This is a genomic window from Maritalea sp. S77 (genome assembly GCF_049801075.1).
GTDB lineage: Bacteria > Pseudomonadota > Alphaproteobacteria > Rhizobiales > Devosiaceae > Maritalea.
Window position 1 is genome coordinate 75,670 of record NZ_JBNAGG010000001.1, and the last position, 25,365, is coordinate 101,034.

Consider the following 25,365-nt stretch of genomic DNA (forward strand, 5'->3'; position numbering starts at 1 on the left):
TTTATGATTTCGCCGCAGCCTTTTTCTTCGCTGGTGCTTTTTTCTTGGCGGGTGCCTTGCGTTTCTTTGCTGGGCCTTTTGCTGCCTTTGCAGCGATCAGTTCCAGCGCCTGTTCCATGGTTACAGATTGTGGTTCTGTATCCTTTGGCAGGGTGGCGTTGATTTTGCCGTGATTGACATAAGGCCCATAGCGTCCGTCCTTCACGGTGACTGCGCCACCATCCGGATGGTCGCCCAGTTCCTTCAGGGTCTGGGCCGCACCGCGGCGGCCACCTTTAGCTGCTTTTTCAGCCAAAACGGAAACCGCACGGTTGAGGCCAACGCTGAATACTTCTTCGATGTCTGAGAGGTTGGCGTAGGTGCCGTCATGCAACACAAACGGCCCATAGCGCCCAAGACCTGCTGTGATCATTTTGCCGGTTTCGGGGTGCTCACCCACGTCGCGTGGCAAGGAGATCAGTTTGACTGCTTTTTCGAGGTCAATGCTGTCTGGTGTCCAACCTTTTGGTAGGCCAGAACGCTTCTTCTCACCGTCGATTTCCATTTCGAGATAGGGGCCGAAGCGACCCTTTTTCAATTCAATGTCCACGCCAAATTCTGGGTGCTGGCCAACAACACCTGTGCCGTCTGCGCCACCAGCTTCACCAGTGGCGCTTTCGCCCAATTGGCGTGTGTGGTTACATTCCGGATAGTTCGAACAGCCGATAAAGGCGCCATAGCGGCCCACCTTGAGGGACAATTGTCCGGAATCACAATCTGGGCATTTGCGCGGATCGCTTCCATCTTCCTTTGGCGGGAAGATATGGTCGCCTAGAAGCGCGTTCAGCGCATCCAAAACCTCTGACACGCGCAGATCTTTAATCTCAGTGACATGGGCATTAAAGTCACGCCAGAAATCGACCAGAACGTTTTTATAGTCGATCTCGCCAGCAGAAATTTGGTCAAGCTGCTCTTCAAGATTAGCGGTGAAGCTATATTCCACATAGCGCTCAAAGAAGCTTTGCAAAAATGCAGTTACCAGACGGCCACGGTCTTCTGGGATAAGCGTGCGCTTTTCCAATCGCACATAGTCGCGATTTTGCAGCACTCCCAATGTCGCCGCATAGGTAGATGGACGGCCAATGCCAAGCTCTTCCATCTTTTTAATAAGGCTCGCCTCGGTAAAGCGGGCAGGTGGTTGGGTGAAATGCTGTTCGATTTCACATTTCTTCAGCGCCGGGCTATCGCCTACGGCCAAAGGCGGCAATTCACGGCTGTTTTCATCGTCTTTTTCGGTGGTTGAAACACCATATAGGGACATAAAGCCTGGGAACGTGGTGACCGAACCAACCGCGCGCAATGTGATTTGGTCTTTTGCGCCCAACACCTCGATGTCAGCTGTTGTGCGCTCCATTTCGGCAGCGCGCATTTGGCTGGCCATGGTACGCTTCCACACCAGCTCATAAAGCTTGGCTTGGTCGGCTTCCAAATTCTTTGTGTCTTTAGGGTTGCGCGACAAATCGGTGGGGCGGATCGCCTCGTGCGCCTCTTGTGCGTTCTTCGCCTTAGACTGATAGATGCGCGGCTTTTCCGGCACATAATGTGTGCCAAATTCTTTTTCGATCTGCGCGCGTGTCGCGTTGATTGCTTCCGGAGCGATCTGCACACCATCGGTACGCATATAGGTGATCAAGCCAGCCTCATAGAGGCGCTGTGCCACTTGCATGGTGCGCGATGGGGAAAACCCTAAGCGGCTCGATGCATCCTGTTGCATGGTTGAGGTGGTGAACGGCGCATATGGATTGCGCTTGGTCGGTTTATTCTCAACCGATTTAACTTGCAGATTGCCCGCTTGGATTGCACCGCGAATATCCGCAGCTTGTGCTTCTGTGGCAATGTCCAGCTTGTCTGTCTTTTTTCCATTCAATGCATAAAGGCGCGTCTCGAAATCTTTGCCGCCCTGATTGAGCGTGCTTGTAACGCTCCAATATTCTTGCGGCTTAAACTTTTCGATTTCTTCTTCGCGTTCACACACAAGGCGCAGTGCCACAGATTGCACGCGGCCCGCAGAGCGAGAGCCAGGCAATTTGCGCCACAGCACTGGCGAGAGGGTAAAGCCCACAAGATAGTCCAGCGCGCGGCGGGCGAGATAGGCATCAACCAACGGCGTGTCGAGTTCGCGTGGCTTTTGCATCGCATCCAAAATGGCTTTTTTGGTGATCGCGTTGAACACCACGCGGCTGACCTTTTTGTCTTTCAGCGCTTTTTTCTGTTTCAGCACTTCCAATACGTGCCAAGAAATCGCTTCACCTTCGCGGTCAGGGTCAGTCGCGAGAATCAGTTCGTCTGCGGCCTTGGTGGCCTTGGTGATTTCAGTAAGACGTTTTTTTGAGGCAGCGTCGACTTCCCATTTCATTGCGAAATCATCTTCTGGATCAACAGATCCATCTTTAGATGGCAAATCGCGCACGTGGCCAAATGAAGCCAAAACTTCATAGTCTTTGCCCAAATATTTATTAATGGTTTTTGCTTTCGCAGGGCTTTCGACAATCACCAGCTTCATTCAAATGGTCCTCAGGTCCTAACGTCAAATCGGCGGCAACATGGTCTTGCTTTGGTCCAATTGTCAATGACCAAACAAAATTGTGCTGCTTTTGTTTATTCGGAATGAAGGCGTCTTTGGATCAGATTTTAAGGGCGCAAGGCCACCAATTGGCCTGCGGATCGTTCAAGGCGTCCAGCAATTTCCAAATCCAACAGCACGGTCGAAACAATTGCGACAGGCAAGTCCGTATGGCGCACAATATCATCAATCGGCGTCGGTGTGAGATTTAACGCACTTAATACCTGTTCGGTTGCATCTGGCGACTGCTGAATCGTTGTATAAGTGGGGGCAAATTCGTCTTCTTGCAAGAAGCTTTGCTGCGGCGTCCGGCCGCGCTCTTGCACTTCTTGTAAAATGTCGTCCGCATGGCGGACCAATGTTGCGCCGTCGCGAATTAGTTTATTGCCGCCTTCAGCTCTTGGATCCATAGGAAAACCGGGCAGGGCCATCACGTCGCGATTTTGTTCCAGCGCCATACGCGCCGTGATCAACGATCCAGAGCGGATCGCGGCCTCAATGACGACCACACCCAGCGATAGGCCGGAAACAATCCGGTTGCGGCGTGGAAAATCTTGCGCGCGCGGCACACTGCCAAAGGCTCGCTCCGTCATCAATATGCCTTTGTGGCGAAGGATGTTGCGTGCAAGCTCGATATTGCTTTCGGGATAGATATGATCAATGCCGCCTGCGAAAACAGCGATAGTTCCCGTTTGGAGGGAAGCCGCGTGCGCTGCGGCATCAATGCCTTTTGCCAAGCCGGATGCAATCACATAGCCAGCTTCTCCTAATTGATGAGAGATTTGTTTTGTCATGCTGGTGCCTGCTGCGCTCGCATTGCGGGCACCTACCACGGCGATTGATGGCTTGCTCAACAATTCAGGATTGCCAAGCAGAGTAAGTACTGGTGGGGCGTCGGCGATTTGCTTGAGTGGTTCGGGATATTCAGGGTCGATCAATGTGAGCAAGCGGGCACCAAATTTTTGCGTGCGCTCAATCTCGTCTTCGATCTTATCGATGGAGGCTAGGCGGATGGCGCGTTTGGCATTTGAGCCCTTGATCAAATCGGGTAGGGCTTCCAGCGCATTACCAGCAGAGCCAAAGCGGTTGATCAGCCGCTTGAACATGGCGGGACCAACATTGTCTGAGCGGATCAGGCGAAGCCAGTCAAATATTTGCTGATCGTTATTGGTTTTCGTGGTGCCGTCCATTAGCGGCACCATATAGATTGGTTAGCTTTCGCTTTTGGCGGTTTTGTCACCGCCAATTTTGGTTTCTGTGCCATCAAGTAATCTTAAAATATTGTCTTTGTGTCGATAAAAAAGAATAAGCGAGAGTATGGCACATGCCGCGCTTAAAGCAACGCCAGACCAGATATAAGCAAATACGGGTGCTGCTGTCGCTGCACTGAGGGCCGCAAGCGAAGAGTAGCGGCGCAGCAAGGCGACGATCAGCCAAGTGGCACAGAACAACAGGCAAACAATCCAATTGAGCGCCAATAGCGTGCCGATATAGGTGGCAACCCCTTTGCCGCCTTTAAAGCTGAGCCAAATTGGCCAGATATGGCCAGCAAATGCGGCCACACCTGCAATCAGTGCTGCTTGATCGCCCATAAAGTGGCGCGCCAGGAGTACCGCAAGGCCACCTTTGCCTGCATCGCCAAGCAATGTGAGGAATGCTAAATCTTTGCGCCCGGTGCGCAGCACGTTGGTGGCGCCAATATTGCCGGAACCAATATCACGAATATCGCCAAGCCCACCTAGCTTGGTAATCACAAGGCCAAACGGAATTGACCCCAGCAGATAGCCGCCCAGCGCTGCAATGATCAGATTTACATAATCCATGTTGGTTCCCACATATTCGTTTTAGGCGTTTTCAGTGTAGACAGTTTTACCATTGACCCAAGTGGTCATCACTTTACCGAACAGTCTCGCATGTTCAAAGGCAGTGTTTTGCGATTTTGAGTGCAAATTGGTTTCAGACACCACCCAAGGGTAGTTCAAATCAACCTCAATCAGGTCTGCTGGTGCACCTTTGGCTAGTCTTCCGCTATCAAGTCCCAACAGTTTAGCTGGGTTGATGGTTAGTGTTGCCAAAAGCTGCAATAGGCTAATCTGCTCTTCCTGCACCAATCTCAACGCCGCGCTGAGCATGGTTTCCATTCCGATGGCTCCGTCGGTGGCTTCCGCAAATGGGCGGCGCTTGCCTTCCGTATCTTGCGGATCGTGGGCAGAATGCAAAATGTCGATGGTTCCAGCGCGCAGCGCTTCGACCATCGCCATGCGCTCATCTTCAGCGCGCAAGGGCGGATTCAGCTTAAAATATGTGCGATAAGACCCGATGTCATTTTCATTCAGGCAAAGATTATTGATTGAGATACCTGCGCTCACTTGATCGTTTTGCTGTTTGGCAAAATCGATTAGCGCTGCGGATTTGGCGCAGGAAATCTGCGCGGCGTGATAACGTACGCCAGTCATGTCCGCCAATTGAAGGTCTCTGGCAAGGGGGATGGTCTCTGCCTCATGGGGAATTCCCTTAAGACCCAACCCGGTCGCCAATATCCCCGCATTCATCACACCGTCGCCGATCAGTTCGCGATCACCCACATGGTGTAAGATCGGCATGTCAAAGTTCTTGGCATATGTGAATGCATTTTTCAGCATCGACGTGCTTTGGATTGAGCTGTCACCATCGGTGAAAGCTTTTGCTCCAGCGGCTTTGAGCAGACCAAACTCCGTCAAATCCTCGCCTTTCAGCCCTTTCGAGATGGCAGCGGAGGGCAGAATCTTCACCTTTGATGTCGCGTCAGCGCGGCGTATCACATAGTCAACAAGTGCCCCGTCATCGATGACAGGGCTTGTATCTGGCATCAGCAGGAAGCTGGTTACGCCGCCAGCCGCTGCGGCATTTGACGCGCTTTCTAGCGTTTCGCGATATTCATGGCCGGGTTCGCCCGTTGAAACTCTTGTGTCAATTAGGCCGGGCGCAATGACATTTCCGCGGGCATCGCGTGTCTCTACGTCTTCTGGAGCCTCAGGAGCATTGCCCCATTGCACATCTTTGATTTTGCCGTTTTTGATCCAGAGGGCACCCTGCGCATCTTTGCCTGAAGCCGGGTCAACAAGGCGGGCATTGGTGATGATCAGTTCGTTCTTCATCATGCAGCCTCCCCATTGGTCAATAGCGCTTCCAGCACCGCCATGCGCACCGCGACGCCCATTTCAACCTGCTCGGTAATAACGGATCGTGGCCCATCTGCGATTGAAGGGGCAATTTCGACGCCCCGATTCATAGGGCCGGGATGCATGACGATCGCATCATCTTTGGCGAAAGCGAGCTTTCGCTCGTCTAGGCCATAGAAGTGGAAAAACTCACGCACGGACGGGATCATTTTGCCAGCGGCGCGTTCATGCTGTAGCCGGAGCATCATCACAACATCCGCGCCTTTGAGGCCTTCTTCCATATCGGTAAATACCTCTGCGGCCATTTGCTCAACGCCTTTGGGCAGCATGTTCTTTGGTCCCACCACACGGGTCCGCGCATTCATTGCGCCCAGCAGCAGCAAGTTGGAGCGGGCCACGCGAGAGTTGGCCACGTCGCCACAAATGGCAACGGTGAGCCCGTTTAGTCGGCCCTTGTTGCGGCGGATGGTCAGCGCATCCAGCAGGGCTTGGGTCGGATGTTCGTGTGTCCCGTCGCCAGCATTCACCACAGAGCAAGCTACTTTTTGCGACAATAGTTCAACCGCACCTGATGCCGCGTGTCGCACCACAATCACATCGGGCTGCATCGCGTTTAGGGTTGCGGCCGTATCAATCAGCGTTTCACCCTTTTTCACGGAAGAGGTTTGCACCGCCATATTGAGCACATCAGCACCGAGGCGCTTGCCCGCGATCTCGAAGCTCGATTGGGTTCTTGTGGAATTCTCAAAGAACAGATTGATCTGCGTGCGGCCCTTAAGACTGTGTTTGGCCTTTTTCGGCTGCCGTGAGATATCCACCATAGCTTCCGCACGATCCAACAATTCTGTAATTTCTACAGGATTGAGATGCGAGATGCCTAAGAGATGTTTTTGAGAAAAATGGTGTTGGGTGGGCACGTTGGTGCCCGACGCATTGTCTTTTGAAGTGCGCGAGTTGGGAGTCATTTGCCTGCCATTCCAAATCGGTTTATCGGGCATAACGCAATGCGCCTGCACAAACAAGTCAGATGACAAATGAATTATGAAAAATCCAAAGGCTTTTGAGGATCAGCGTTTGCTGTCGAGATAGCCTTGTAAGATATAGCTCGCGGCCAACTTATCCACGACTTCGGCTTGTTTCGCGCGAGAGATGTCTGCTTCCAGCATGGTGCGGGTTACCGCGCTGGTGGAGAGTCGCTCGTCCCAATAGGTGATCTGCAATTCTGTCTTTTGGGATAGATTGCGCTGGAAGGCGCGGGTCGACTGCGCGCGCGGGCCTTCGCTGCCGTCCATATTGAGCGGCAATCCCAAAACGATTCCCACCACCTCATTATCAGCGATTATCGCCTGCAATTGCTCGGCATCCTGCGTAAACTTTTTGCGCTTGATTGTGGAGTAAGGGGTAGCGGTATATTGCAGCCCGTCTGAAATCGCGACACCGATTGTCTTGGTGCCTAAATCTAAACCCATTAGTCGACCACGCTTGGGCAGCTCGTAGGTATTTTCATCAGACATGTAAATCACTCATAAGTTTGATTGCACCCACCACAAATCTGCATTAGCATTTTCCTATATTTAGAGGAATGACATATATGCGTTTAACTTGGCTTGGCAAAAAAGTTCTGCGTCTTGAAGTTGGCTTAGAGCATTTTTTGATAGCGAAAACCAAACAAAATTTTACTGAAGTTGATATTGGACGAAACGAAAATGTACGTCAGTTAGCCTTTGATGAAGTGCCGGAGGCGCCCTTTAAACCGTTTGATGGTCAAGAACCCGCGCAAAAGCCAAAGCGGATGATTGATGAAGATGGTGATCACGACAATGATTTGTTCCTACAAGGCGAAAACTTCCTTTTGATTGATCGGGTTGGCACCGAGCGGCTTATTGTTGCCATTGATGGTTTGGATACTGGTATTTTGCCGGCTGAATGGGTTACAGATGCCATTGTGATCATCGCTGCAGATGAGCGCGACGAATTGATCAAGAGTTTTAAAGAGATTAAGGCCAAGAAGTCTATTGTGATTAAGCCGCGACATTATTTGTTGGCAATCCCTGCGCCGGATGAGGAATTGTTTGAGCGATTTGTGTGTGCAGTGGGCGATAGCCCCGCGCAAATCTTAGAGCCAGGTTATGCTGTAGAGCTATAATAATGCCATTATGCAGCATGACCTAGGTTTTGGGAGGGACCGCGGTGATAAAGTCAATTGTTATGGGCATAATGATGCTGGCGCTTACCGGGGTTGCGCTGGCCACTGAAAGCTATGATCGAGTTCTCGATGACATGGTCTCAGGCCCGATTGCTGTGGTGGTTCGACAAAAAGCGCTGGTTTCTGCCGTTGCGCGACAAAACCAAGAAACAGCAGATTATAGCCGTGAACAGATCGAAGCGCTGGATGCGCGCTGGCGTGTAGAACTTGAGGCGGAAGAGCAGCCGTTCATCGACGCGCTGCTAGAACGAGAGCTTTCCCAATATCTCATGCGGGTTCAAAAAAATAGCGATGGCTGGATAACTGAGATTATGATCATGGACGCGAAGGGGCTGAACGTCGCGCAAAGTCAAGCCACCTCCGATTATTGGCAAGGGGACGAGGCCAAGTGGCAAGTGCCTTTTAATGAGGGACGTATTCATATTGGGGACATCGAATTGGATGATTCTACCCAATCAGTGCAGGCCCAAATTAGTGTGCCGATAAAAGACCGCTTCAGTAAAATCATAGGTGCAGCAACCTTCGGGATAAGTTTTCACCCTTAGGTAGTCGTTGATTTGTGTTCAATTATATTTTGTAACTAACAACTAACCAAAGCGGCCGAAATCCATTTCTCTGGCGGCATTTAGTTACATTTGTTTACTCCAGTGTCGCATTCTAGCTTCGTCTTTTGTGAAGGAGTTATAATATGCGTGTATTTGCTTTGGCGGTTGGTGTGATGACATTGGGCTTAACGCATGGTGCGATGGCCTCTGATTATGAAAATCTGCTTAATGAAGTTGTGGCTGGTCCTGTTGCTCAAGTCGTGAACAGTGAAGCTGTTTGGTCTTCGGTAGCGCAACAAAATACTCAGACGGCTGATTATACGCAGGATCAAATTGATCAGTTGGATGCGCAATGGCGTGCCGAAGTTGATGCAGCAGAAAAACCTTTGATTGACGAGGTTATGGCGCGGCCATTGTCGAACTATCTCAAATCTGTTCAGGACGAGAGCAATGGCGTGATCACAGAAATCTTTGTGGTGGACGCAATGGGGTTAAATGTGGGCCAAAGCGCCGTTACCTCAGATTATTGGCAAGGCGACGAAGCCAAATGGCAGGTGCCGTACAACACTGGCGGTGTGGAACTTGGTGAAGTTGAATTAGATGACTCCACTGGCGCCGTGCAAAGTCAGGTGAGTGTGCCCGTTCGTGATGACGAAGGTGCGATCATTGGTACAGCGACATTTGCCGTGCGGGTTGATCAATAATCCGCATATAGAAGCGTTAAATTTGCGAATAGGCCACATGGTGAGAAGCTGTGTGGCCTTTTGCTAGTGAAAGTTTCCAATTTCTCATGTGTTTTTTACGCGTTCTTTGGTTGCGGGAAGGCCATCGCGTTGCTAAAAGCGGACGATCTAATTTCTATTTCAGGAGAATGCCATGTCGGTTGATGCCGATACCGTAAGGCGGATTGGCCGTCTTGCCCGCATTAAGATTGAAGAAAATGACGTTGAGAAGCTTCAAGGCGAGCTGAACGTTATTTTGGGTTTTGTTGACCAATTGTCAGAGGTGGATGTTGATGGCGTGGAGCCGATGACGTCTGTCGCGCCGATGGCTTTGCGCCGTCGGGAAGATGAGGTCACAGATGGTGGTTATCCCGATCAGATTGTCGCTAATGCGCCTTTGAGCGAAGACGACTTCTTTATGGTCCCCAAAGTGGTTGAATAGGCCAACGCCCCTCAATTTCACATATCCTCAAGATTGCAGAATATAGCGCTGCGCGTGGAACGAATTCATGACGACTGAACTGACAAAATTGAGCCTTGCAGACACTGTAAGCGGCTTAAAAAACAAAGACTTCACTTCCAAAGAGGTCACGGCGTCTTACCTATACGCCATTGAAAAAGCCCAAAGCCTAAACGCTTATGTCGCGGTTACAGCGGATCAAGCGCTGGATATGGCTGAAAAAAGTGACGAACGTCTGGCCAAAGGCGAAGGCGGTGCGCTGGAAGGTGTGCCGTTGGGCATTAAAGATTTGTTCTGCACCAAAGGTGTGCACAGCCAAGCTGCCAGCCATATTCTGGATGGCTTTAAGCCTGAATATGAAAGCACCGTCACGCAAAATCTTTGGAATGATGGCGCGGTGATGTTGGGCAAACTCAATATGGACGAGTTTGCAATGGGGTCATCAAACGAGACCTCATATTACGGTCCGGTTATCAATCCGTGGCGCGCTGAAGGTGACAATAAGGATTTGGTGCCTGGTGGTTCGTCTGGCGGTTCCGCGTCAGCCGTTGCCGGGTGGCTTTGTGCTGGGGCAACCGCAACCGATACAGGCGGTTCAATCCGTCAGCCAGCTGCCTTTACAGGCACAGTGGGCATCAAGCCGACATATGGTCGTTGCTCGCGTTGGGGCGTGGTGGCCTTTGCGTCATCATTGGATCAGGCAGGTCCAATCGCCCGCACAGTCGAAGATTGCGCGCACTTGATGACTTCAATGGCCGGCTTTGACCCGAAGGACAGCACTTCGGTTGATTTGGCTGTGCCCGATTTTGCTGCAGCAGTTGAGCGTGGCGTGAAGGGGCTCACCATCGGTGTGCCGAAAGAATATCGTGTTGACGGGATGCCTGCGGAGATTGAAAAGCTCTGGCAGCAGGGGCTTGAGTGGCTGAAAGCTGAAGGCGCAACCATCAAAGAGATTTCGTTGCCGCACACTAAATATGCTTTGCCAGCCTATTACATCGTTGCGCCAGCGGAAGCTTCTTCCAACTTGGCGCGTTATGATGGCGTGAAATATGGCTTGCGTGTGCCGGGCAAAGACATCACCGACATGTATGAGCAAACCCGGGCCGAAGGCTTTGGCCGTGAAGTGCAGCGCCGCGTTATGGTCGGCACCTATGCGCTTTCTGCTGGTTATTATGATGCCTATTATTTGCGGGCCCAAAAAGTACGCACCTTGATCAAGAAAGACTTTGAAGATGTCTTTAATGAAGGTGTGGATGCGATTTTGACGCCAGCAACGCCATCGGCTGCATTTGGTGTGGCAGATCAGGAAATGGCAAAAGACCCGATCAAGATGTATTTGAACGACATTTTCACCGTGACAGTTAACATGGCTGGTCTGCCGGGCATTGCGGTGCCTGCGGGCAAAGACGGGCAGGGCCTTCCCTTGGGTCTTCAGTTGATCGGCAAGCCGTTTGACGAAGAAACTCTGTTTGCCGCTGGTCGGGTGATCGAAAAGTCGCACGGTGAGGACTTTACACCAGCTCAGTGGTGGTAAGTTTGGCACGCGAACAAATATCCAAAGCCGAGTTGTTAGATCGGATTGATGCAGGCACGCCCATTCAGGCGTGCCTTCTTTTTCAGCTCAACTTGGTGGATGAAGATTTTACAGGCGCGAAGTTTGAAGATTGTGTGTTCGAGGAGACCGACGTCAGCGAAGCTGAGTTTGTCGACGCCAGCTTTATCAATTGCGACCTGTCGAAAGCTGACGTCAAATCGGCAAAGTTCGATAATGTTGGCTTTGAGAATTGCCGCTTCTTTAATAGTGATTCCCATAAGGGCATAAGCTTTGAGCGGGTTGAGGTGCGCGATGTTCAGTTCGAGCAATGCAACCTTTCTAATGCCAGCTTTATCGGCACAAAGCTTTATGAGGTGCGGTTTTCAGAGTGCAAAATGATGGGTGTTGATTTGCGCCGCGCCATATTGGGGCGCGAGGTGGGCAACAACAAAATGTTGCGTGACGTTCGGTTCGAGGATTGCCAGCTTGATTATGCCAAGCTGAATGAGTTGAATTTTGATGATTGCAAGATCGTGCGGTGCCGTTTGATGGGGGCGGACCTGTCAAACAGCAGCTTTTATAGTGCTGATTTGAGCGAAAGCGATTTTGCCAACGTGCTGCATGATCGCACCAATTTTGAAAATGCCAATCTTCAGGGCGCAAACCTCGATTCCATCGACATTACAGCGCTTTCTGGCATTCGGAATATGCGCGTTTCTGAAAGCCAGTTGGCCGCGATTATCTCGAAGTTCGGCATTCACGTGGTGCCAGGATAAAATTGTAGTTCGTAGCTTGTAATTTGCAAAATGTAGCATATATGCTATTTATTGTTGGAATTACACGCTACTGGAGCTGCGCTATGTATAATTATCCGAAATATGAAAAACGATCACGAGACTTTAAATTTCTATCTGCAGTAGGGTATGTCGGCTTTATCGAGCGCTTAGCAGACTCGCACCTCGCAGAGGGACTTCAAAATCCTTGGGCGCGGCGGATGACATCCATTGCCTTCATTCTCGGCGCGATCAGCATTGGTGTGGCAACAGGCTTTATTACCTTCGCTTCGGACAAAGGTTGGGCAATGTTGCCTTATATGCTGATGCTGCCCGTAGCGGCATTGTTTGCCTGGTTGGCAGAGGTGGCAATGGTTATTCAGGTTAATCGCGCTGTGTTTAAGCATTTCGATGAGCGGATGGAGCAGGTCTACCAAGAGGCCAAGGCCCGTTCGCATGGCCTTTCAGTGATTATTATGGCCTTTGCTTTAGCCATTGCGCCTGTGATTTTCATTGCCATAGGTGATGTTGATTTGGCGTTTGCCATCTATGTGGCTTTAGCGTTGCCGCTTTGGGTGGTTGTCGCCACGGCGCAGCACATTGTGTTGAGCTGGACGCTGGGCGCGTCGGCAGATCAATCATTTGAGGATGATCTATGAGCAGCAAACAGGTCAATTTTTACAACCGCGTGAAAATGTTGCGGGTGGAGCGTGGATTGTCACGGCAGGAGTTGGCTGAAATGATCAATGTGCATCCACAAACCATTGGCTATATTGAGCGCCAGCAGTTCAATCCGACGATTGAACTGGCGCTCAATCTGTCGAAAGCGCTGGGGGTGGGGCTGGACGCGATGTTTAGTGCGCAGCCATTTGAGTTGGTCGATGAGGCAGCGCTGCGGCCCTCGACCAAGGCCAACGGATAGGGCGGCCAAAGCCGCCCATCCTTTCTATCTGTTGTCGACCTGCGCGCGCACCAGCTCAAGCCCGCGTCGGGTGATCCGATAAGGCTTGCCGCTGGTGGAAGCGATACATTTCCTGCGTTTCATCTTTTGAAATAGCTTTATATTGATGGCCTCAAACCGCCAACCCTCGCGGGTAAAGCATTCTACTTTCACTACTTTTTTGTGGTCGTTCTTTTTAACGTGCAGCACACCACCTTGCGCCAAATGGTGCAATATGCGTTGCTCTTCTTTTGATATGTCCATTGATATTCTGTCGATCTTGGCCTTGATTGTTCAAGGCGCAACAAACCCGTAAAGCCACCAGCCCAAACGCGTGATGTCTCTTAATTCGTTTTAGACCTGCGCAATTGGCAGGTCTTTAGCGGGTTTCCGACAGTTGTTTCATCAAAACTCCGTAAGTTCGCAATGAACCTTAAACAAACAATGATTTGGCCGCTCTGGTCTAGTCCGAAACTGGCGTGGCGGGGCTATTGGGTGTCGAGTGCGGCAATTCGGCAACGCTGCTTTGTGCTTTGCAATTTGCCTGTCTCTGCCTAAAGTCGGGGCAAAAAACGGGGAGAGGTACATGATAAAACGATATGTTGCGGGTGGATTTGCTCTTTGCGGCGTACTTGCAATCGCCACCAGTGCTTTTGCAATTGAAACAGGGTCAGAACGGCAAGATGAGCATGGCACAACGCAAGTGTTTGTGCCTGCTGGTTGCTTTCAAATGGGAACAAATCAGGCAGATTTGGACGCCCAAATCGGCAGACTTGAAGCGCCTGAATGGGCAGCAAGTGCAGCACAAAAATATGAAGTGCCCGCCCATAATGTTTGTGTAACGAACAATTATTGGATTGATCGCACGGAGGTCACCAATGAAGCTTTTGCCGCGTTCGTAGAGGCAGGTGGATATGAAAAACTGGATTATTGGAGCGATGCGGGCAGAGCTTGGCTGTCGGGCCAATATATCGGGATTTTGCCTTTGCCTTGCGACTCATCTGATGAACCAAATCACCCACGTGCCTGCATCACATTTTACGAAGCAGAAGCGTTCGCTGCTTGGCGCGGTGGGCGGTTGCCTACTGAGGCAGAGTGGGAGTACGCGGCGCGCGGACCTGAAAATCGGATTTATCCATGGGGCGATGATTGGGTTGTCGAAAAAGCGCATGTTGTTGGACAGACAGGCACTGCACCTGTGGGAACCTATTTAGTTGGGGCAAGCTGGGTCGGCGCGCTCGATATGTCAGGTAATGTGATGGAATGGGTGCAAGATTGGTTGGGAGAGGGATATTATCAGAATAGTCCGATCAATGATCCAACAGGGCCAGCGACAGGCAGCAAAAAGGCTGAAAAAGGAGGCTGGTGGGGCTCAAATCCATTTGTTGCCCGTTCCGCCTATAAGCATTTTGAGGATGGGCCATCCTATAATGATGCGCACATTGGTTTTCGGGTGGTCACACCAGCGGAATAGTGGCGAATTTGGGCTGAAAAAGCCCGTCACAGCAATAGACAATTGTGGCTAATTGCTTTAATCCAAATCGTTGGCGCGCCTTTGCGGGCGCGTCATATTTGCAATGCAGAATGGATCAGATTGAGCGAGTTGATGAAGACGCCAAAAGAATGCCACACAAAGGACGATGTACGCACAGAAATTGACCGGCTGGACCAGCAATTGATTTCTTTGTTTGCGGAGCGTCATGCTTATGTGACGCGGATGGCGGCCATCAAAACTGACCCGCATGAGGCGTTTGATCCGGCGCGCATTGAAAATGTGATCGAAAAGGTGCGTCAGCGCGCTTTGGAGAAGAATTTGGATGAGGATCAGGCCGAGCTGCTTTGGCGAACCCTTATCGATTGGAATGTGAATTTTGAGAAGGGCGTCATTGCCGCCCGCCGCAGCCAAGAATAGCAAAGCAAGCGACAGCGCGAATAAATCCTATCGCGACATCAAGCGAAGAGAAGAAAATATGACACTTGTTGATACACGCACGCCCGACCCAAAGAAATTTATCAGCGGCGCAACGGGCGATTGGGAAATGGTTTTGGGCCTAGAGGTGCACGCGCAAGTGACCTCAGAATCCAAGCTATTTTCTGGTTCATCAACCGAGTTTGGCCAGCCACCTAACCACAATGTTAGCTTTGTGGATGCGGCGATGCCGGGCATGTTGCCAGTGATCAATGAGGAATGTGTGCGTCAGGCTGTGCGTACGGGGCTTGGCTTGAAAGCTCAGATCAACAAACATTCTATTTTTGACCGTAAAAACTATTTCTATCCTGATCAGCCTCCCGGCTATCAGATCTCTCAATATCTCGATCCCATCGTCGGCGAGGGCAAAGTGTTGCTCGATATGGGGGACGATGGTGAAGTTGAAATCGGTATTGAGCGACTGCATTTGGAGACTGACGCGGGCAAGCTGATGCACGACCAGCATCCAAGCATGAGCTTTGTTGACCTCAATCGTGCTGGCGTGGCGTTGATGGAAATCGTGTCTAAGCCTGATCTGCGTTCGTCTGATGAAGCTAAGGCTTATATCAACAAGCTGCGCACCATTATGCGCTATTTGGGCACCTGTGACGGCAATATGGAGCAGGGCTCTTTGCGCGCTGACATCAACGTTTCTGTGCGCCGTCCCGGCGGTGAATTTGGCACACGCTGCGAGATCAAAAATGTGAACTCTGTTCGCTTTGCTGGTCAAGCGATTGAATATGAAGCCCGTCGCCAAATCGATATTTTGGAAGATGGTGGCGTTGTCGATCAGGAAACGCGGTTGTTTGACCCGAAATCTGGCGAAACCCGCTCCATGCGCTCCAAGGAAGATGCGCAAGATTATCGCTATTTCCCGGAGCCAGATTTGTTGCCGCTGGAATTTGATGATGCATTTATTGAGGGCTTGAAGGCGGGGTTGCCAGAATTGCCCGATGAAAAGCGTCATCGTTTCGTTGAAGAATTGGGGCTCACACCATATGACGCCAGTGTCTTGGTCGCGGATCGCACATCAGCTGACTTTTACGAAAAAGTCGCGGACGGTCGCGATGGCAAATTGGCAGCCAACTGGGTGATCAACGAGTTGTTTGGCCGTTTGAACAAAGAGGGGCTCGATATTTCTACCAGCCCTGTAAGCGCTGAACAGTTGGGCGGCATTGTTGACCTCATTTCAAAAGGCGACATTTCGGGTAAGATTGCTAAGGATCTTTTTGAGATCGTTTGGACTGAGGGCGGCGATCCGGCCACTTTGGTTGAAGAACGCGGCATGAAGCAGGTGACGGATACAGGCGCGATTGAGAAAATCGTTGATGAAATCATCGCCGCCAACCCGGATCAGGTTGCCAAAGCACAACAAAATCCAAAGCTTATGGGGTGGTTTGTTGGCCAAGTGATGAAAGCATCGCAAGGTAAAGCAAATCCACAAGCTGTGAATGAGATTCTGAAGTCCAAATTAGGTCTTTAGATAAATGGTCGCGGGTCTGATGGCATTTTCGATCCGCGACGCTCGCCTTGCAGATGCAACGGCACTAAGCGCGATGATGCGTCAATCCTGGCGCGAGAGCTATAGCGGGCTTATGCCCGCGCATCAGCTTGATGAAATCTGCGAAATGTGGCTGGCGCCACGTAATTTCAAAGAGCGCATCGCCGACAAAAATGCCGCCAATATTTTAGCCATTATTGATAGAAAGATCGTCGGGCATTGCTACGCTTTGCCGCGCGAAAATCGGTCTGTTTTGATCGGTTATCTTTATGTCTTAGAATCAGCTCAAGGTGCTGGGATTGGCACGACAATGCTGAATGCGGTTCTCGACGTATTTCCAGGCACCGTGCATTTGGAATTGGCTGTCTTGGAGAAAAACCAATCAGCCATTGGTTTTTATAAACATATCGGATTTTTTGAGGCGGGGCCGGAGCCTACTCCCGAAAATGAGCCGCCCAGCATCAAGATGACCAAAGCAATTTAGGAGCATTGAGATGAGCAACAAAGTCTCCCGTGTTTTTTACACCATGCTTGCCAATGATGTGGAAGCGACGGCCAAATTTTATACGAATATTCTGGAACTGAAGCGTCATTTTGACAGTGATTGGTTCGTCATTCTCACGCCCTCAGCGGGCCCGCTGATTGAACTGGCCATCCTTGATGTCAACAATCCGATTGTGCCGAAGGCAGCTGCCGCCCGCGCCACAGGCGGTATTCTCAATTTTGTGGTTGAAGATGTGCATGTTGCATATGCTGCTGCCCAAAAGATCGACGCTAAAATCATCTCGCCGCCAACGGCTATGCCGTATGGACAGGAGCGTATGTTGATCGAAGACCCGAATGGTCAGATGATCGATGTGTCGTCATCCACGGTGCCGATGCAGGAACAAGGGTGAGGGGGCGGCGCACCGCCCCGAGATTTTATGCGGCTTGTTTTTCCAAGTTTGGAAAATATTGCTGCGTTAGCTGATCCATATAGCGCACCAAATTGGGCTTGCTTTTTAGATGGTCAGCAATAGATGAATGCACTGGACCATGGGCAAAATTGACCAGTGAGCCGAATACGCAAGCATCGATAATCGTTGGAGTTTCGCTATAAAAGCAGGGGCTGTCGCCCAGAAGCGTACTCAAATCGTCGATGATTTGACGGCCGATTTCGAACACTTCCTCGTCCGTATGGCGACCTGTGCCTTGGCCATAGAGCGTATTTTTGATCATTTGTTCGGCGCCATTGCCGATTTCTTCGCGCATCGCTTCGTCAGGGATATGACCGAAGAAGATCGACTTCATAATTGTTGCGTTTTCCGGCTTATGCCAGCGGCCATGCACCAGAACCCAATAGAGTTTTTCTTCCACCGTAGAAATGATCATCTGTCCTATAGCGCGGTGTGTTGCGCTTAGATGGTGGAGTGAGTCAAAGCCATGTTTGTCGCGCAGATGTTGGGCGATAAAGTTGCTGTCACCCAGCCGTTCGCCATTTTCTTCAATGAAGGGCACTTTTTGTTTTGGTCCCTCGCGCGGGTCCCCTTCTACATGCCGTTCAAAATCGAGTTCAGAGAGCTGCAGCAGCATGTCGAGCTTGGCGCAAAATGGGCTTAGGCACGGTGTGCCGGGTGCTACGGGTGGTTGGAAAAATTTGATGGTCATAAGTGCATCCTTTGATTTGCCTTGAATGACCAGCAAAATACTGACACGCTACTGACAGCGTTGTGTCAGCATGGAGAGAAAAATGCGTCGCGCCGACAGATTATTGCAGATCGTGCAAATCTTGCGTCGCGCCAAAGGGCGACCAATTTCTGCGCGCGAGATAGCAGGGGAGCTTGAGGTCACATCACGCACCATTTATCGCGATATGGTTTCGCTAGAATCAGTTGGTGTACCTATTCGCGGTGAAGCTGGCGTTGGCTATGTGTTGGAAGATGGTTTGGATTTACCACCCTTGATCTTCAATTCGCTTGAGTTGGAAACCTTGATTTTAGGCGCCCGTTGGGTCGAGACACATGGGGATAAGGATCAGCAAATTGCTGCGCGGGACATCGTCGCCAAAGTTGCCGCAGTGTTGCCTGACCATCTTCGAGATGAGTTTTTTGATGTGTCGCTATATGCGCCTGCAGGCACAGAAGGCGTGGTGAGTTCCAGCGAACTGCGGCAAGCGTTGCGTAGCGGCAAAATCATTGAGCTTGAATATATCAAAGAAGATGGCGCAGCCACAAAACGCCGCGCCTGGCCAATTTCATTGGGCTATTTCGATTTCAAGCGCTTGCTGCTGTGCTGGTGCGAATTGCGACAGGATTTTCGCGCCTTCCGTGCGGATCGCATCCAATCCATCGAAATATTGGACAAAAATGTGCCCAAAAGCCGTGCGCAACTGAAAAAAGAATGGTGGGAGGTGGAAAGCATCCGCCAACCCCAAATTGTGCGGCATACGATTTGAGATTTTATGATTGAGATTATTCGGACCGAACAACAGCATGTGTCAGCGCTTAAATCCATGCTTTTTCGGGTCTGGCATCAAACCTATGCGCCATTTTTAGGCGAGCAACGTGTGGATCATCTCACTGAGATGTGGCATCAGCCAGCAAAGTTGGCTCAAGAAACTGCGGATGGTGCATGTGCCACTTTTGTTGCTTTGGATGGGGGCGAGGTGATCGGCCACGTTCTGGCAGCTGACGAGGGTGAAGGGCACATTCATTTGATGCGTCTCTATCTCGACGTGGCCTATCACGGCCAAGGCGTTGGTGATCGATTACTTGATGCAGCACTTTCTGCTTTTCCAAATGGAAAATGTGTAACGCTAGAAGTTTATGAAGCTAATTTGCGTGCGGTCTCATTTTATAAGCGACGCGGATTTGTTTTCAGAGAGAAGTTACGCGATGAATTTGCCAGCGATGAGCTTTATGAATTCCGCATGTGGCGGGCGCTTTAGCTTGGCAAACCGCCTGCAAGGTTTAAGATGGTGTGATGGAAAGAACGATCGCCATTCGTCCAAGCAAACGCGAAGATGCTTCTGCGCTGCGAACTTGCCTAACCGAGGTTTGGCATGCGACTTATGACGCTTTTATCGGTGCAGATCGGGTGGACGAGTTTGTGGCGCTTTGGCTGACTGACGCTCAGTTGCACAAAGAAGCGGACAGTGCCGCCATCACTTCGCTATTGGCCATTGCTGGCGAGGCTATTGTTGGGCAAGCTTTGTTGCGTGAGGTGGACATAGGTGTTGTGCGGCTCGCGCGGCTTTATGTGTTGCCTGCTTTTCATGGCAGGGGCGTCGGAAAATCCCTATTTCTGGAAGGAATTGGTGCTTTTCCAGAAGCGCACACCGTTCAGCTCGAGGTTTATGAACCCAATGTATCTGCCATTGGGTTTTACAGGTCTCTTGGATTTGTTGAAACCGTACGGCAACAGTCTGAATTCGCGCCGGCGGGTATCAGAGAAGTTTTGATGGAGCTGAAGCTTTAAAGTGTTTGTTTCGGTTTTTTAAACAAGAGAAACAGCCGTCCATCAATCATCAAAATACCCACGAAAATTGCCAACATGCCAAACAGATGCACAGGCAAAATAGGTTCGCCTAACACAATCAGGCCCAAAAAGAGCGCTGAGATTGGTGCAACGAAGGTGGCCGTTGAAAAGTTTGTTGCGCCGACGCGCTCGACCAGTTTGTAAACAATCAAAAATGGCAGCGCGGTTGCGATCACGGAAATATAGCCGATTGACCACCATGTTTCCGCCTTGGTGATTGTTGGCACGCCCTCGAATGTCAGCATAAACGGCAATAGCGCCAGCGACGCGCCTGTCAGGGCCACACAGATGGTCAATGTCGAATCGAGATGGTGATAGTACCGCACGATATTCATCGAGATGCCGTAGCAAAGAGTCGCGAGGATGATCAGGCCGATGGCCCAGAGTTCGCTATGGCCGCCCTGCTGTAGAGCGGGTGTTGCAAGAATGGTCACACCAGTAAATCCCGCCAACACGCCGAGCGATTTGCCAAAGGTGGCCTTTTCGCCGCCGGGCCACAATTGCGAAACAATCACCACCATGATGGGGGTGAGGGCGTTTGTGATGCCGGAGACGCCAACGGAAACGCTTTTTTGCGCCAAAGGGAACAAGGCGAAGGGAATGGCGAAGTTGACGATGCCCAGGGCGAACAATCCAACCAATGTTTTGAAATCAATTTGAACCCGTTTGCCCAATGCGAAAAACACGGCCCAACAGGTCAGCGCTGCAGAGAAAACACGGCCAAATGAGATGGTCATCGGTTCAATCTCCTGCACCATGATGGCATTGAAAAGAAATGAACCGCCCCAAACTGTGCCCAATGCGATAACGATCAACCAATCTGTAAGGCGCATGAAAATTGCTTTCTTGAATTTTGACAGGCGCCCAACCTAAACGAGCAAATTCGAACGGTCGAACCGTTTTTGACAATGGTTAGATCAATAAAATTGATCCTTACCATGGATGAATGTCGCCATTCCATTTCAAGAATTTGCCATTGTCAGCCTTGGTTAGGCCAGAAATCGTTTTGTAAAGCCCATCAGCGCTTTCAGTTGGCGTGATTTCAGCTTCACTGCCGCCCATATCGGTTTGTACCCAACCTGGATGGAACATGGCGACGACCATATTTTGGTCTTCTAGTTCGCAAGCGAGGGTGTGCATGGCTTTGTTGATTGCGGCTTTTGAGCTGCGATAAGCAAAGCTGCCCTTTGCGGCGCGAGAGAGTGCGCCCATTTGACTGGAGATGGTGACGATTTTTGCCAGTTTTGAACGTTTCAGCGTATCAAACAGTGCCTCGGTGACGCGCATAGGCCCCAATGCGTTCACATTGAACGCTTCCGCCCAATTGTCGTAATTGATCGCGCCGAACTTTTGTCCTTTATCATTATAGATGCCAGCATTGTTGATCAAAACGTCAATCGTGGTGCCTGCCAGCTCTTCCTGCAAGTGACGAACGGACAAGCTGTCGGTGACTTCGAGCGGCAGGATATTCAAACGTTTGGGCGCGCTTTCGGCGAGTTGCTTGAGGGCGACTGCATTTTCCGGATGGCGGCAGGTGGCGATCACTTGCCATTCATCATCCTGCAAATAGCGTTTGACCAATTCCAACCCGATACCGCGATTTGCGCCAGTGATGAGTACGGTGTTGGTCATATGCTTTGCTCCTATTGCGGCCAAATCAGCGTTTGTTGGTCCGCTTTTTGCTGATCAGTGTTTTTGCGCTTTTCGAGGAAATATCTCAGCGCTTTGGGATAAATCTGATGTTCGACGGTGAGGATGCGCGCTGCCAAGCGGTCAGCATCGTCATCTTCCAATACTGGCACGACGCCCTGCATAACTGATGGTCCGGCATCGAGCTCTGGCGTCACTTCGTGAACCGTCGCGCCCGAAACTTTCACGCCAGCGTCCAAAGCTTGTTGTTGCGGCTTCAAGCCTTTGAACAAAGGAAGAAGGGACGGGTGGACATTGAGCATTTTGCCCAACCACTTTTCCGCGAACGCATTTGAATGGATGCGCATATAGCCGGCGAGACAAATAAATTCTGTGCCCCAGGCCTCCAATTGTGCGTCGAGCGCATCGCAGAACGCTTCGCGACTATCAAAATCTTTATGCGAAATTACGGCAGTTTGAATGCCATGTTCTTGGGCATATTCAAGGCCCGCCGCGTCGGCGCGATTTGAAAACACACCAATTATTTCAGCGGGATAGTCGGAATCTTTCGCAGCTTGAATCAAGCTTTTCATGTTCGAGCCACGGCCCGAAATCAAAATCGCGACCTTGGTCTTTCCGCTCATAGCGCTAGCTCACCATGATAAAGTACGGCATCACCGTCTCGCTCGACAAGGTCACCGAGGATGATTGGCTCTTCGCCTTCATTCTTCAAAGCTTCAATCAGATTGTCCGCTTCGTCTTTGCTGGCAACCAGTACCATGCCTACGCCACAATTGAATGTGCGCATCATTTCGCTGGTTTCAACGCCGCCAGTGTTGGCCAACCAGCCAAACACCGCAGGCGCTTCAATTGTTGACCGATCAATGTTTGCCGCCAAAGTTTCTGGCAGCACGCGTGGAATGTTTTCCGTAAAACCACCGCCGGTAATGTGGGCGAGGGCTTTGATTTTGTGGCCCGCTTTAAGCGCAGCCAAAACTTGGCGCACATAAATTCGTGTTGGGCGCAGCAACGCTTCGCCAAGTGTCACGCCATCTTCAAATGGTGCTGGGCTGTCCCAATTCAGGCCGCTCAGTTCAACGATTTTGCGCACCAGCGAATAGCCGTTGGAGTGAACGCCGGAGGAACGTAGGCCGATCAGCACGTCGCCCGCCGCGATGTCTTTGGTGGGCAACATGTTGCCACGTTCTGCAGCGCCTACGCAGAAGCCGGCTAGGTCGAAGTCGCCTTTGCTGTACATGCCCGGCATCTCAGCGGTTTCGCCGCCGATTAGGGCGCAGTTCGCGTCGCGACAACCTGCGGCGATGCCTTCGATCACGGCTGCGGCCACGTCATTGTCCAATTGGCCTGTGGCGTAATAATCAAGGAAGAACAGAGGTTCTGCGCCTTGTACGATCAAATCATTGACGCACATGGCCACAAGATCAATGCCGACAGTGTCGTGAATGCCGCTATCGATTGCGATTTTCAGTTTTGTGCCTACGCCATCATTGGCTGCCACTAGAATCGGGTCTTTAAAGCCTGCGGCTTTCAGATCAAATAGGCCACCAAATCCGCCAATCTCTGTGTCAGAGCCCGGTCGTGCTGTTGATTTCACGACGGGTTTGATGCGGTCCACCAAGGCGTTGCCGGCGTCGATATCCACACCCGCATCTGCATAAGATAGTGAATTTGTGTTTTTCTTGGTCTGATCTGGCATTGGGCTGGTCCATTCCCCATATGTGTGGCAACGTATCGTCGCACAAATAAGATGCATAATTTGCGTTGGGGCATTGGGTGCAGCTTCTTGCCACGGGGCCGCAAACGCTTTAACAGCGCTGATAAAGAATTGCGGGCGTTCGCGCAAGTGTAGGAGTGGGGAATGACACTACAAAACCAAATTAAAACTTGGCTGGTCATCTTGGGGGTGACCATTTTGTTTTTGTGGGTGTTCCGCGGCATCCTTTTGCCGTTTATCGCGGGCATGGTGTTGGCCTATATGCTCGACCCGGCGGCAGACTTTCTCGAACGCATGAAATTTTCGCGCTTATGGGCCACGTTTGTCATCATGCTGTTCTGCGTGTTGATTTTTATCGTCGCGTTTCTGTTTTTGGTGCCCAGCATTTTAGGTCAGTTGCTCGGATTGGCGAAAAACCTGCCGGGATATGTTGAGAGCTTGCAGGATTTAGCATCGGAATATACGCCTGCGCTGCGCGAATATCTCGGCGAAGAGCGTATTGTTGAGATTGAGAACAATATCTCCAATATTTTGGGGCAGGCGGTTGGCTTTGCCGTGGAGGTGCTGACGCGCGTTATGCAGAGCGGGCTAGCGATTTTGAACGTTGTTGGTCTTTTGATCGTGACTCCAGTTGTAGCGTTCTACTTGCTGTTAGATTGGGACAATATGATCAAGCGGGGTGACGAATTGTTGCCACGCGCCTATCGCAGTGAAATCCGTGAAGTGTTTAAAGAAATCAATGAAGCGATGGCTGGCTTTGTGCGCGGTCAATCAAGCGTTGTTTTGATCTTGGCGGCTTTCTACGCAACTGGCTTAACCCTTGTGGGGTTGAACTTCGGCCTCGCTATCGGCTTGGCCGCTGGCTTGTTCTCCTTTGTGCCCTATGTGGGCTTTTTGATTGGCTTTGTGTTGTCCATCGGTGTTGCTATTGTGCAGTTCTGGCCCGATTGGACGATGATTGCGCTGGTCTTCGGTATTTTCATGTTTGGCCAATTTATTGAGGGCAACATTCTTTATCCGAAGCTTGTTGGCCGTTCCATTGGCGTTCATGCTGTGTGGCTGATGTTTGCTTTGTTTGCCTTCGCATTGTTGTTTGGTGCGGTGGGCGTGCTTTTGGCTGTGCCGTTGGCTGCGGTCACTGGGGTGTTGGTGCGCTATGCGGTGCGAAAATATATGGAAAGCTCGCTCTATCAGGCGAAAACTGAACGCGAGATGGACGTCGCCAAAGAAGAAATCACCAGCGAACCCAAAACTGCTGAAAAGCAGGCGTAAGGGCTCATTGCATGACAGCGCAAAAAGCATCTTCACAACAATTGGTCCTCGACTTGCCATTTGAAACGGCATTGGGCGAAGACGATTTTGTGGTGAGTGCCGGCAATTTGCAGGCCTATGAATATTTAATGGGAATGCGCGAGTGGCCAGGCTCGACAACATTGCTGATTGGGCCCGAGAAATCTGGCAAAACCCATCTGGCCAGCATCTGGGCGGGGCAGAGCGGTGCTTTGGTCCTCAATGCAGATCACCCAGATAAGTGGCCGCAATTGATGGAAACGCCAATTTTGGTGGAAGATTGTCATAGTTTGTGGATGGGTGAGACACCTTTGTTCAATTTGTTGAATCAGTCCATGCGCTCGCAATTGCCATTGCTGATGACAGCGGCGCTGCCACTCGATCAATGGACATTGCAAACGCAAGATGTGCGCTCGCGTCTAAGGCTGGCACTTAACTTGGAAATCACCCCGCTTGATGACGCGCATTTGGCTCAATTATTCGTCAAACTGTTTGATGACAGGCAATTGCAGATCGACCCCGGGCTCATTCCTTATTTGCTATCAAGGATGGAGCGTTCGCCAGCCCATGTTGTTTCGCTTGTTGAGATGATGGACCAAATGTCGCTTGAGCGGCAGCGACCAATTTCCAAACGATTGGCTGGTGATGCGCTGGCGCGGCTTTATAATCAATAAATCTGTTACACAATTGCCATATAATCACTTTAAGCCCTTGTATAATCACGCATCAACTATCGTGCGTGATCTGTGATGAAGTGGCGTGCCACAGTTTGGAAGTGAGTT

30 protein-coding genes are annotated in these 25,365 nt (G+C 50.9%); 18 read left to right on the plus strand and 12 right to left on the minus strand.

The features are described 5' to 3' along the window. Nucleotide 1 precedes the first annotated feature (1 nt). From topA to ruvX, 6 genes are all read right to left on the minus strand, one after another. Nucleotides 2-2,542, minus strand: a complete 2,541-nt coding sequence (gene topA, locus ACP15Y_RS00440) for a type I DNA topoisomerase (RefSeq protein WP_424981050.1) — start codon at nucleotides 2,540-2,542, stop codon at nucleotides 2-4. Nucleotides 2,543-2,670: 128 nt separating this feature from the next. Then, a complete protein-coding gene (gene dprA, locus ACP15Y_RS00445) occupies nucleotides 2,671-3,792 on the minus strand; it encodes a DNA-processing protein DprA (protein ID WP_424981051.1) in 1,122 nt (373 codons plus the stop codon). A gap of 21 nt (nucleotides 3,793-3,813) precedes the next feature. Then, complete coding sequence (plsY, locus tag ACP15Y_RS00450; protein ID WP_424981052.1) at nucleotides 3,814-4,425, minus strand: glycerol-3-phosphate 1-O-acyltransferase PlsY; 612 nt, start codon at nucleotides 4,423-4,425, stop codon at nucleotides 3,814-3,816. 21 nt (nucleotides 4,426-4,446) lie between these two features. Continuing rightward, nucleotides 4,447-5,742 (minus strand): dihydroorotase, encoded by a 1,296-nt coding sequence (gene pyrC / locus ACP15Y_RS00455; protein ID WP_424981053.1) that lies wholly within the window; start codon nucleotides 5,740-5,742, stop codon nucleotides 4,447-4,449. After that, entirely contained in the window at nucleotides 5,739-6,728 is a 990-nt protein-coding gene (locus tag ACP15Y_RS00460) for an aspartate carbamoyltransferase catalytic subunit (RefSeq protein WP_424982438.1), read from the minus strand. Before ACP15Y_RS00460 ends, pyrC begins: the two co-directional genes overlap by 4 nt. A 102-nt stretch (nucleotides 6,729-6,830) precedes the next feature. After that, nucleotides 6,831-7,277, minus strand: coding sequence for a Holliday junction resolvase RuvX (ruvX, locus tag ACP15Y_RS00465; protein WP_424981054.1), 447 nt, complete (start codon nucleotides 7,275-7,277; stop codon nucleotides 6,831-6,833). A gap of 77 nt (nucleotides 7,278-7,354) precedes the next feature. Here ruvX and ACP15Y_RS00470 point away from each other — a divergent pair, with 77 nt between their 5' ends. The 8 genes from ACP15Y_RS00470 to ACP15Y_RS00505 all read left to right on the plus strand — a co-directional run bounded on the left by ACP15Y_RS00470 (nucleotide 7,355) and on the right by ACP15Y_RS00505 (nucleotide 12,925). Further along, entirely contained in the window at nucleotides 7,355-7,909 is a 555-nt protein-coding gene (locus ACP15Y_RS00470) for a hypothetical protein (RefSeq protein WP_424981055.1), read from the plus strand. A gap of 44 nt (nucleotides 7,910-7,953) precedes the next feature. Beyond that, the gene (locus ACP15Y_RS00475; protein ID WP_424981056.1) at nucleotides 7,954-8,514 is read left to right on the plus strand and encodes a PDC sensor domain-containing protein; all 561 of its coding nucleotides are present in this window, start codon (nucleotides 7,954-7,956) and stop codon (nucleotides 8,512-8,514) included. Between the two features lie 143 nt (nucleotides 8,515-8,657). Then, nucleotides 8,658-9,218 carry a PDC sensor domain-containing protein gene (locus ACP15Y_RS00480; protein WP_424981057.1) on the plus strand — a complete coding sequence of 187 codons (561 nt, stop codon included), beginning with the start codon at nucleotides 8,658-8,660 and terminating at the stop codon, nucleotides 9,216-9,218. A 172-nt stretch (nucleotides 9,219-9,390) separates the two neighbouring features. Continuing rightward, a complete protein-coding gene (gene gatC / locus ACP15Y_RS00485; RefSeq protein ID WP_424981058.1) occupies nucleotides 9,391-9,678 on the plus strand; it encodes an Asp-tRNA(Asn)/Glu-tRNA(Gln) amidotransferase subunit GatC in 288 nt (95 codons plus the stop codon). A gap of 67 nt (nucleotides 9,679-9,745) precedes the next feature. Further along, entirely contained in the window at nucleotides 9,746-11,230 is a 1,485-nt protein-coding gene (gatA, locus tag ACP15Y_RS00490; protein ID WP_424981059.1) for an Asp-tRNA(Asn)/Glu-tRNA(Gln) amidotransferase subunit GatA, read from the plus strand. 2 nt (nucleotides 11,231-11,232) lie between these two features. Then, nucleotides 11,233-12,006: a pentapeptide repeat-containing protein gene (locus ACP15Y_RS00495; RefSeq protein WP_424981060.1), complete on the plus strand. Its 774-nt coding sequence runs from the start codon at nucleotides 11,233-11,235 to the stop codon at nucleotides 12,004-12,006. An 83-nt stretch (nucleotides 12,007-12,089) separates the two neighbouring features. Further along, the gene (locus tag ACP15Y_RS00500; RefSeq protein WP_424981061.1) at nucleotides 12,090-12,662 is read left to right on the plus strand and encodes a hypothetical protein; all 573 of its coding nucleotides are present in this window, start codon (nucleotides 12,090-12,092) and stop codon (nucleotides 12,660-12,662) included. Next, complete coding sequence (locus ACP15Y_RS00505; protein ID WP_424981062.1) at nucleotides 12,659-12,925, plus strand: helix-turn-helix transcriptional regulator; 267 nt, start codon at nucleotides 12,659-12,661, stop codon at nucleotides 12,923-12,925. The genes ACP15Y_RS00500 and ACP15Y_RS00505 overlap by 4 nt, the downstream gene beginning before the upstream one ends. A 24-nt stretch (nucleotides 12,926-12,949) precedes the next feature. Here ACP15Y_RS00505 and ACP15Y_RS00510 read toward each other — a convergent pair whose 3' ends face one another. Then, on the minus strand, nucleotides 12,950-13,207 hold the full coding sequence (locus ACP15Y_RS00510) for a YjhX family toxin (RefSeq protein WP_424981063.1): 258 nt from the start codon (nucleotides 13,205-13,207) through the stop codon (nucleotides 12,950-12,952). Nucleotides 13,208-13,529: 322 nt separating this feature from the next. Here ACP15Y_RS00510 and ACP15Y_RS00515 point away from each other — a divergent pair, with 322 nt between their 5' ends. From ACP15Y_RS00515 to ACP15Y_RS00535, 5 genes are all read left to right on the plus strand, one after another. Next, nucleotides 13,530-14,417 carry a formylglycine-generating enzyme family protein gene (locus ACP15Y_RS00515; protein WP_424981064.1) on the plus strand — a complete coding sequence of 296 codons (888 nt, stop codon included), beginning with the start codon at nucleotides 13,530-13,532 and terminating at the stop codon, nucleotides 14,415-14,417. 132 nt (nucleotides 14,418-14,549) lie between these two features. Further along, entirely contained in the window at nucleotides 14,550-14,855 is a 306-nt protein-coding gene (locus ACP15Y_RS00520) for a chorismate mutase (protein WP_424981065.1), read from the plus strand. Between the two features lie 58 nt (nucleotides 14,856-14,913). Next, nucleotides 14,914-16,395 carry an Asp-tRNA(Asn)/Glu-tRNA(Gln) amidotransferase subunit GatB gene (gatB, locus tag ACP15Y_RS00525; protein WP_424981066.1) on the plus strand — a complete coding sequence of 494 codons (1,482 nt, stop codon included), beginning with the start codon at nucleotides 14,914-14,916 and terminating at the stop codon, nucleotides 16,393-16,395. A gap of 19 nt (nucleotides 16,396-16,414) precedes the next feature. Next, nucleotides 16,415-16,897, plus strand: a complete 483-nt coding sequence (locus ACP15Y_RS00530; RefSeq protein WP_424981067.1) for an N-acetyltransferase family protein — start codon at nucleotides 16,415-16,417, stop codon at nucleotides 16,895-16,897. A 10-nt stretch (nucleotides 16,898-16,907) separates the two neighbouring features. Further along, nucleotides 16,908-17,309, plus strand: a complete 402-nt coding sequence (locus ACP15Y_RS00535) for a VOC family protein (RefSeq protein ID WP_424981068.1) — start codon at nucleotides 16,908-16,910, stop codon at nucleotides 17,307-17,309. Nucleotides 17,310-17,334: 25 nt separating this feature from the next. On the opposite strand, the gene ACP15Y_RS00540 is transcribed toward ACP15Y_RS00535, so the two are convergent. Beyond that, a complete protein-coding gene (locus ACP15Y_RS00540; RefSeq protein ID WP_424981069.1) occupies nucleotides 17,335-18,060 on the minus strand; it encodes a glutathione S-transferase family protein in 726 nt (241 codons plus the stop codon). Between the two features lie 82 nt (nucleotides 18,061-18,142). On the opposite strand from ACP15Y_RS00540, the gene ACP15Y_RS00545 reads away from it, so the two are divergent. From ACP15Y_RS00545 to ACP15Y_RS00555, 3 genes are read left to right on the plus strand one after another with little or no spacing between them, the layout of a single operon-like run. Continuing rightward, nucleotides 18,143-18,847 carry a helix-turn-helix transcriptional regulator gene (locus ACP15Y_RS00545; protein ID WP_424981070.1) on the plus strand — a complete coding sequence of 235 codons (705 nt, stop codon included), beginning with the start codon at nucleotides 18,143-18,145 and terminating at the stop codon, nucleotides 18,845-18,847. A 6-nt stretch (nucleotides 18,848-18,853) separates the two neighbouring features. After that, nucleotides 18,854-19,339, plus strand: a complete 486-nt coding sequence (locus tag ACP15Y_RS00550; RefSeq protein ID WP_424981071.1) for a GNAT family N-acetyltransferase — start codon at nucleotides 18,854-18,856, stop codon at nucleotides 19,337-19,339. Nucleotides 19,340-19,374: 35 nt separating this feature from the next. Continuing rightward, nucleotides 19,375-19,869 carry an N-acetyltransferase family protein gene (locus tag ACP15Y_RS00555; protein WP_424981072.1) on the plus strand — a complete coding sequence of 165 codons (495 nt, stop codon included), beginning with the start codon at nucleotides 19,375-19,377 and terminating at the stop codon, nucleotides 19,867-19,869. On the opposite strand, the gene ACP15Y_RS00560 is transcribed toward ACP15Y_RS00555, so the two are convergent. The 4 genes from ACP15Y_RS00560 to purM form a co-directional block, all read right to left on the minus strand. After that, a complete protein-coding gene (locus ACP15Y_RS00560; RefSeq protein WP_424981073.1) occupies nucleotides 19,866-20,762 on the minus strand; it encodes a DMT family transporter in 897 nt (298 codons plus the stop codon). The genes ACP15Y_RS00555 and ACP15Y_RS00560 overlap by 4 nt on opposite strands. 100 nt (nucleotides 20,763-20,862) lie before the next feature. Beyond that, complete coding sequence (locus tag ACP15Y_RS00565; protein ID WP_424981074.1) at nucleotides 20,863-21,561, minus strand: SDR family oxidoreductase; 699 nt, start codon at nucleotides 21,559-21,561, stop codon at nucleotides 20,863-20,865. Nucleotides 21,562-21,572: 11 nt separating this feature from the next. Next, entirely contained in the window at nucleotides 21,573-22,202 is a 630-nt protein-coding gene (purN, locus tag ACP15Y_RS00570; RefSeq protein WP_424981075.1) for a phosphoribosylglycinamide formyltransferase, read from the minus strand. Continuing rightward, nucleotides 22,199-23,275 (minus strand): phosphoribosylformylglycinamidine cyclo-ligase, encoded by a 1,077-nt coding sequence (gene purM, locus ACP15Y_RS00575; RefSeq protein ID WP_424981076.1) that lies wholly within the window; start codon nucleotides 23,273-23,275, stop codon nucleotides 22,199-22,201. Before purM ends, purN begins: the two co-directional genes overlap by 4 nt. A gap of 162 nt (nucleotides 23,276-23,437) precedes the next feature. Between purM and ACP15Y_RS00580 the strand changes: the two genes are divergently transcribed. Together ACP15Y_RS00580 and ACP15Y_RS00585 are read left to right on the plus strand one after the other, a co-directional pair. Continuing rightward, nucleotides 23,438-24,565, plus strand: coding sequence for an AI-2E family transporter (locus tag ACP15Y_RS00580; RefSeq protein ID WP_424981077.1), 1,128 nt, complete (start codon nucleotides 23,438-23,440; stop codon nucleotides 24,563-24,565). Between the two features lie 11 nt (nucleotides 24,566-24,576). Next, nucleotides 24,577-25,257: a hypothetical protein gene (locus tag ACP15Y_RS00585; RefSeq protein WP_424981078.1), complete on the plus strand. Its 681-nt coding sequence runs from the start codon at nucleotides 24,577-24,579 to the stop codon at nucleotides 25,255-25,257. The last annotated feature ends 108 nt before the right edge of the window (nucleotides 25,258-25,365 follow it).

What these genes read in the sequence shown, in the direction of transcription:
- pyrC (WP_424981053.1), bottom strand. Translation starts at nt 5,742, where the DNA reads ATGATGAAGAACGAACTGATCATCACCAATGCCCGCCTTGTTGACCCG.
- ACP15Y_RS00460 (WP_424982438.1), bottom strand. Translation starts at nt 6,728, where the DNA reads ATGACTCCCAACTCGCGCACTTCAAAAGACAATGCGTCGGGCACCAAC.
- ACP15Y_RS00480 (WP_424981057.1), top strand. Translation starts at nt 8,658, where the DNA reads ATGCGTGTATTTGCTTTGGCGGTTGGTGTGATGACATTGGGCTTAACG.
- ACP15Y_RS00580 (WP_424981077.1), top strand. Translation starts at nt 23,438, where the DNA reads ATGACACTACAAAACCAAATTAAAACTTGGCTGGTCATCTTGGGGGTG.
- ACP15Y_RS00515 (WP_424981064.1), top strand. Translation starts at nt 13,530, where the DNA reads ATGATAAAACGATATGTTGCGGGTGGATTTGCTCTTTGCGGCGTACTT.
- ACP15Y_RS00540 (WP_424981069.1), bottom strand. Translation starts at nt 18,060, where the DNA reads ATGACCATCAAATTTTTCCAACCACCCGTAGCACCCGGCACACCGTGC.
- ACP15Y_RS00560 (WP_424981073.1), bottom strand. Translation starts at nt 20,762, where the DNA reads ATGCGCCTTACAGATTGGTTGATCGTTATCGCATTGGGCACAGTTTGG.
- ACP15Y_RS00530 (WP_424981067.1), top strand. Translation starts at nt 16,415, where the DNA reads ATGGCATTTTCGATCCGCGACGCTCGCCTTGCAGATGCAACGGCACTA.
- ACP15Y_RS00545 (WP_424981070.1), top strand. Translation starts at nt 18,143, where the DNA reads ATGCGTCGCGCCGACAGATTATTGCAGATCGTGCAAATCTTGCGTCGC.
- ACP15Y_RS00555 (WP_424981072.1), top strand. Translation starts at nt 19,375, where the DNA reads ATGGAAAGAACGATCGCCATTCGTCCAAGCAAACGCGAAGATGCTTCT.
- ACP15Y_RS00565 (WP_424981074.1), bottom strand. Translation starts at nt 21,561, where the DNA reads ATGACCAACACCGTACTCATCACTGGCGCAAATCGCGGTATCGGGTTG.
- ACP15Y_RS00550 (WP_424981071.1), top strand. Translation starts at nt 18,854, where the DNA reads ATGATTGAGATTATTCGGACCGAACAACAGCATGTGTCAGCGCTTAAA.
- gatA (WP_424981059.1), top strand. Translation starts at nt 9,746, where the DNA reads ATGACGACTGAACTGACAAAATTGAGCCTTGCAGACACTGTAAGCGGC.
- ACP15Y_RS00470 (WP_424981055.1), top strand. Translation starts at nt 7,355, where the DNA reads ATGCGTTTAACTTGGCTTGGCAAAAAAGTTCTGCGTCTTGAAGTTGGC.
- gatB (WP_424981066.1), top strand. Translation starts at nt 14,914, where the DNA reads ATGACACTTGTTGATACACGCACGCCCGACCCAAAGAAATTTATCAGC.
- ruvX (WP_424981054.1), bottom strand. Translation starts at nt 7,277, where the DNA reads ATGTCTGATGAAAATACCTACGAGCTGCCCAAGCGTGGTCGACTAATG.
- ACP15Y_RS00500 (WP_424981061.1), top strand. Translation starts at nt 12,090, where the DNA reads ATGTATAATTATCCGAAATATGAAAAACGATCACGAGACTTTAAATTT.
- ACP15Y_RS00505 (WP_424981062.1), top strand. Translation starts at nt 12,659, where the DNA reads ATGAGCAGCAAACAGGTCAATTTTTACAACCGCGTGAAAATGTTGCGG.
- ACP15Y_RS00510 (WP_424981063.1), bottom strand. Translation starts at nt 13,207, where the DNA reads ATGGACATATCAAAAGAAGAGCAACGCATATTGCACCATTTGGCGCAA.
- plsY (WP_424981052.1), bottom strand. Translation starts at nt 4,425, where the DNA reads ATGGATTATGTAAATCTGATCATTGCAGCGCTGGGCGGCTATCTGCTG.
- ACP15Y_RS00585 (WP_424981078.1), top strand. Translation starts at nt 24,577, where the DNA reads ATGACAGCGCAAAAAGCATCTTCACAACAATTGGTCCTCGACTTGCCA.
- topA (WP_424981050.1), bottom strand. Translation starts at nt 2,542, where the DNA reads ATGAAGCTGGTGATTGTCGAAAGCCCTGCGAAAGCAAAAACCATTAAT.
- ACP15Y_RS00520 (WP_424981065.1), top strand. Translation starts at nt 14,550, where the DNA reads ATGAAGACGCCAAAAGAATGCCACACAAAGGACGATGTACGCACAGAA.
- purM (WP_424981076.1), bottom strand. Translation starts at nt 23,275, where the DNA reads ATGCCAGATCAGACCAAGAAAAACACAAATTCACTATCTTATGCAGAT.
- gatC (WP_424981058.1), top strand. Translation starts at nt 9,391, where the DNA reads ATGTCGGTTGATGCCGATACCGTAAGGCGGATTGGCCGTCTTGCCCGC.
- ACP15Y_RS00535 (WP_424981068.1), top strand. Translation starts at nt 16,908, where the DNA reads ATGAGCAACAAAGTCTCCCGTGTTTTTTACACCATGCTTGCCAATGAT.
- dprA (WP_424981051.1), bottom strand. Translation starts at nt 3,792, where the DNA reads ATGGACGGCACCACGAAAACCAATAACGATCAGCAAATATTTGACTGG.
- purN (WP_424981075.1), bottom strand. Translation starts at nt 22,202, where the DNA reads ATGAGCGGAAAGACCAAGGTCGCGATTTTGATTTCGGGCCGTGGCTCG.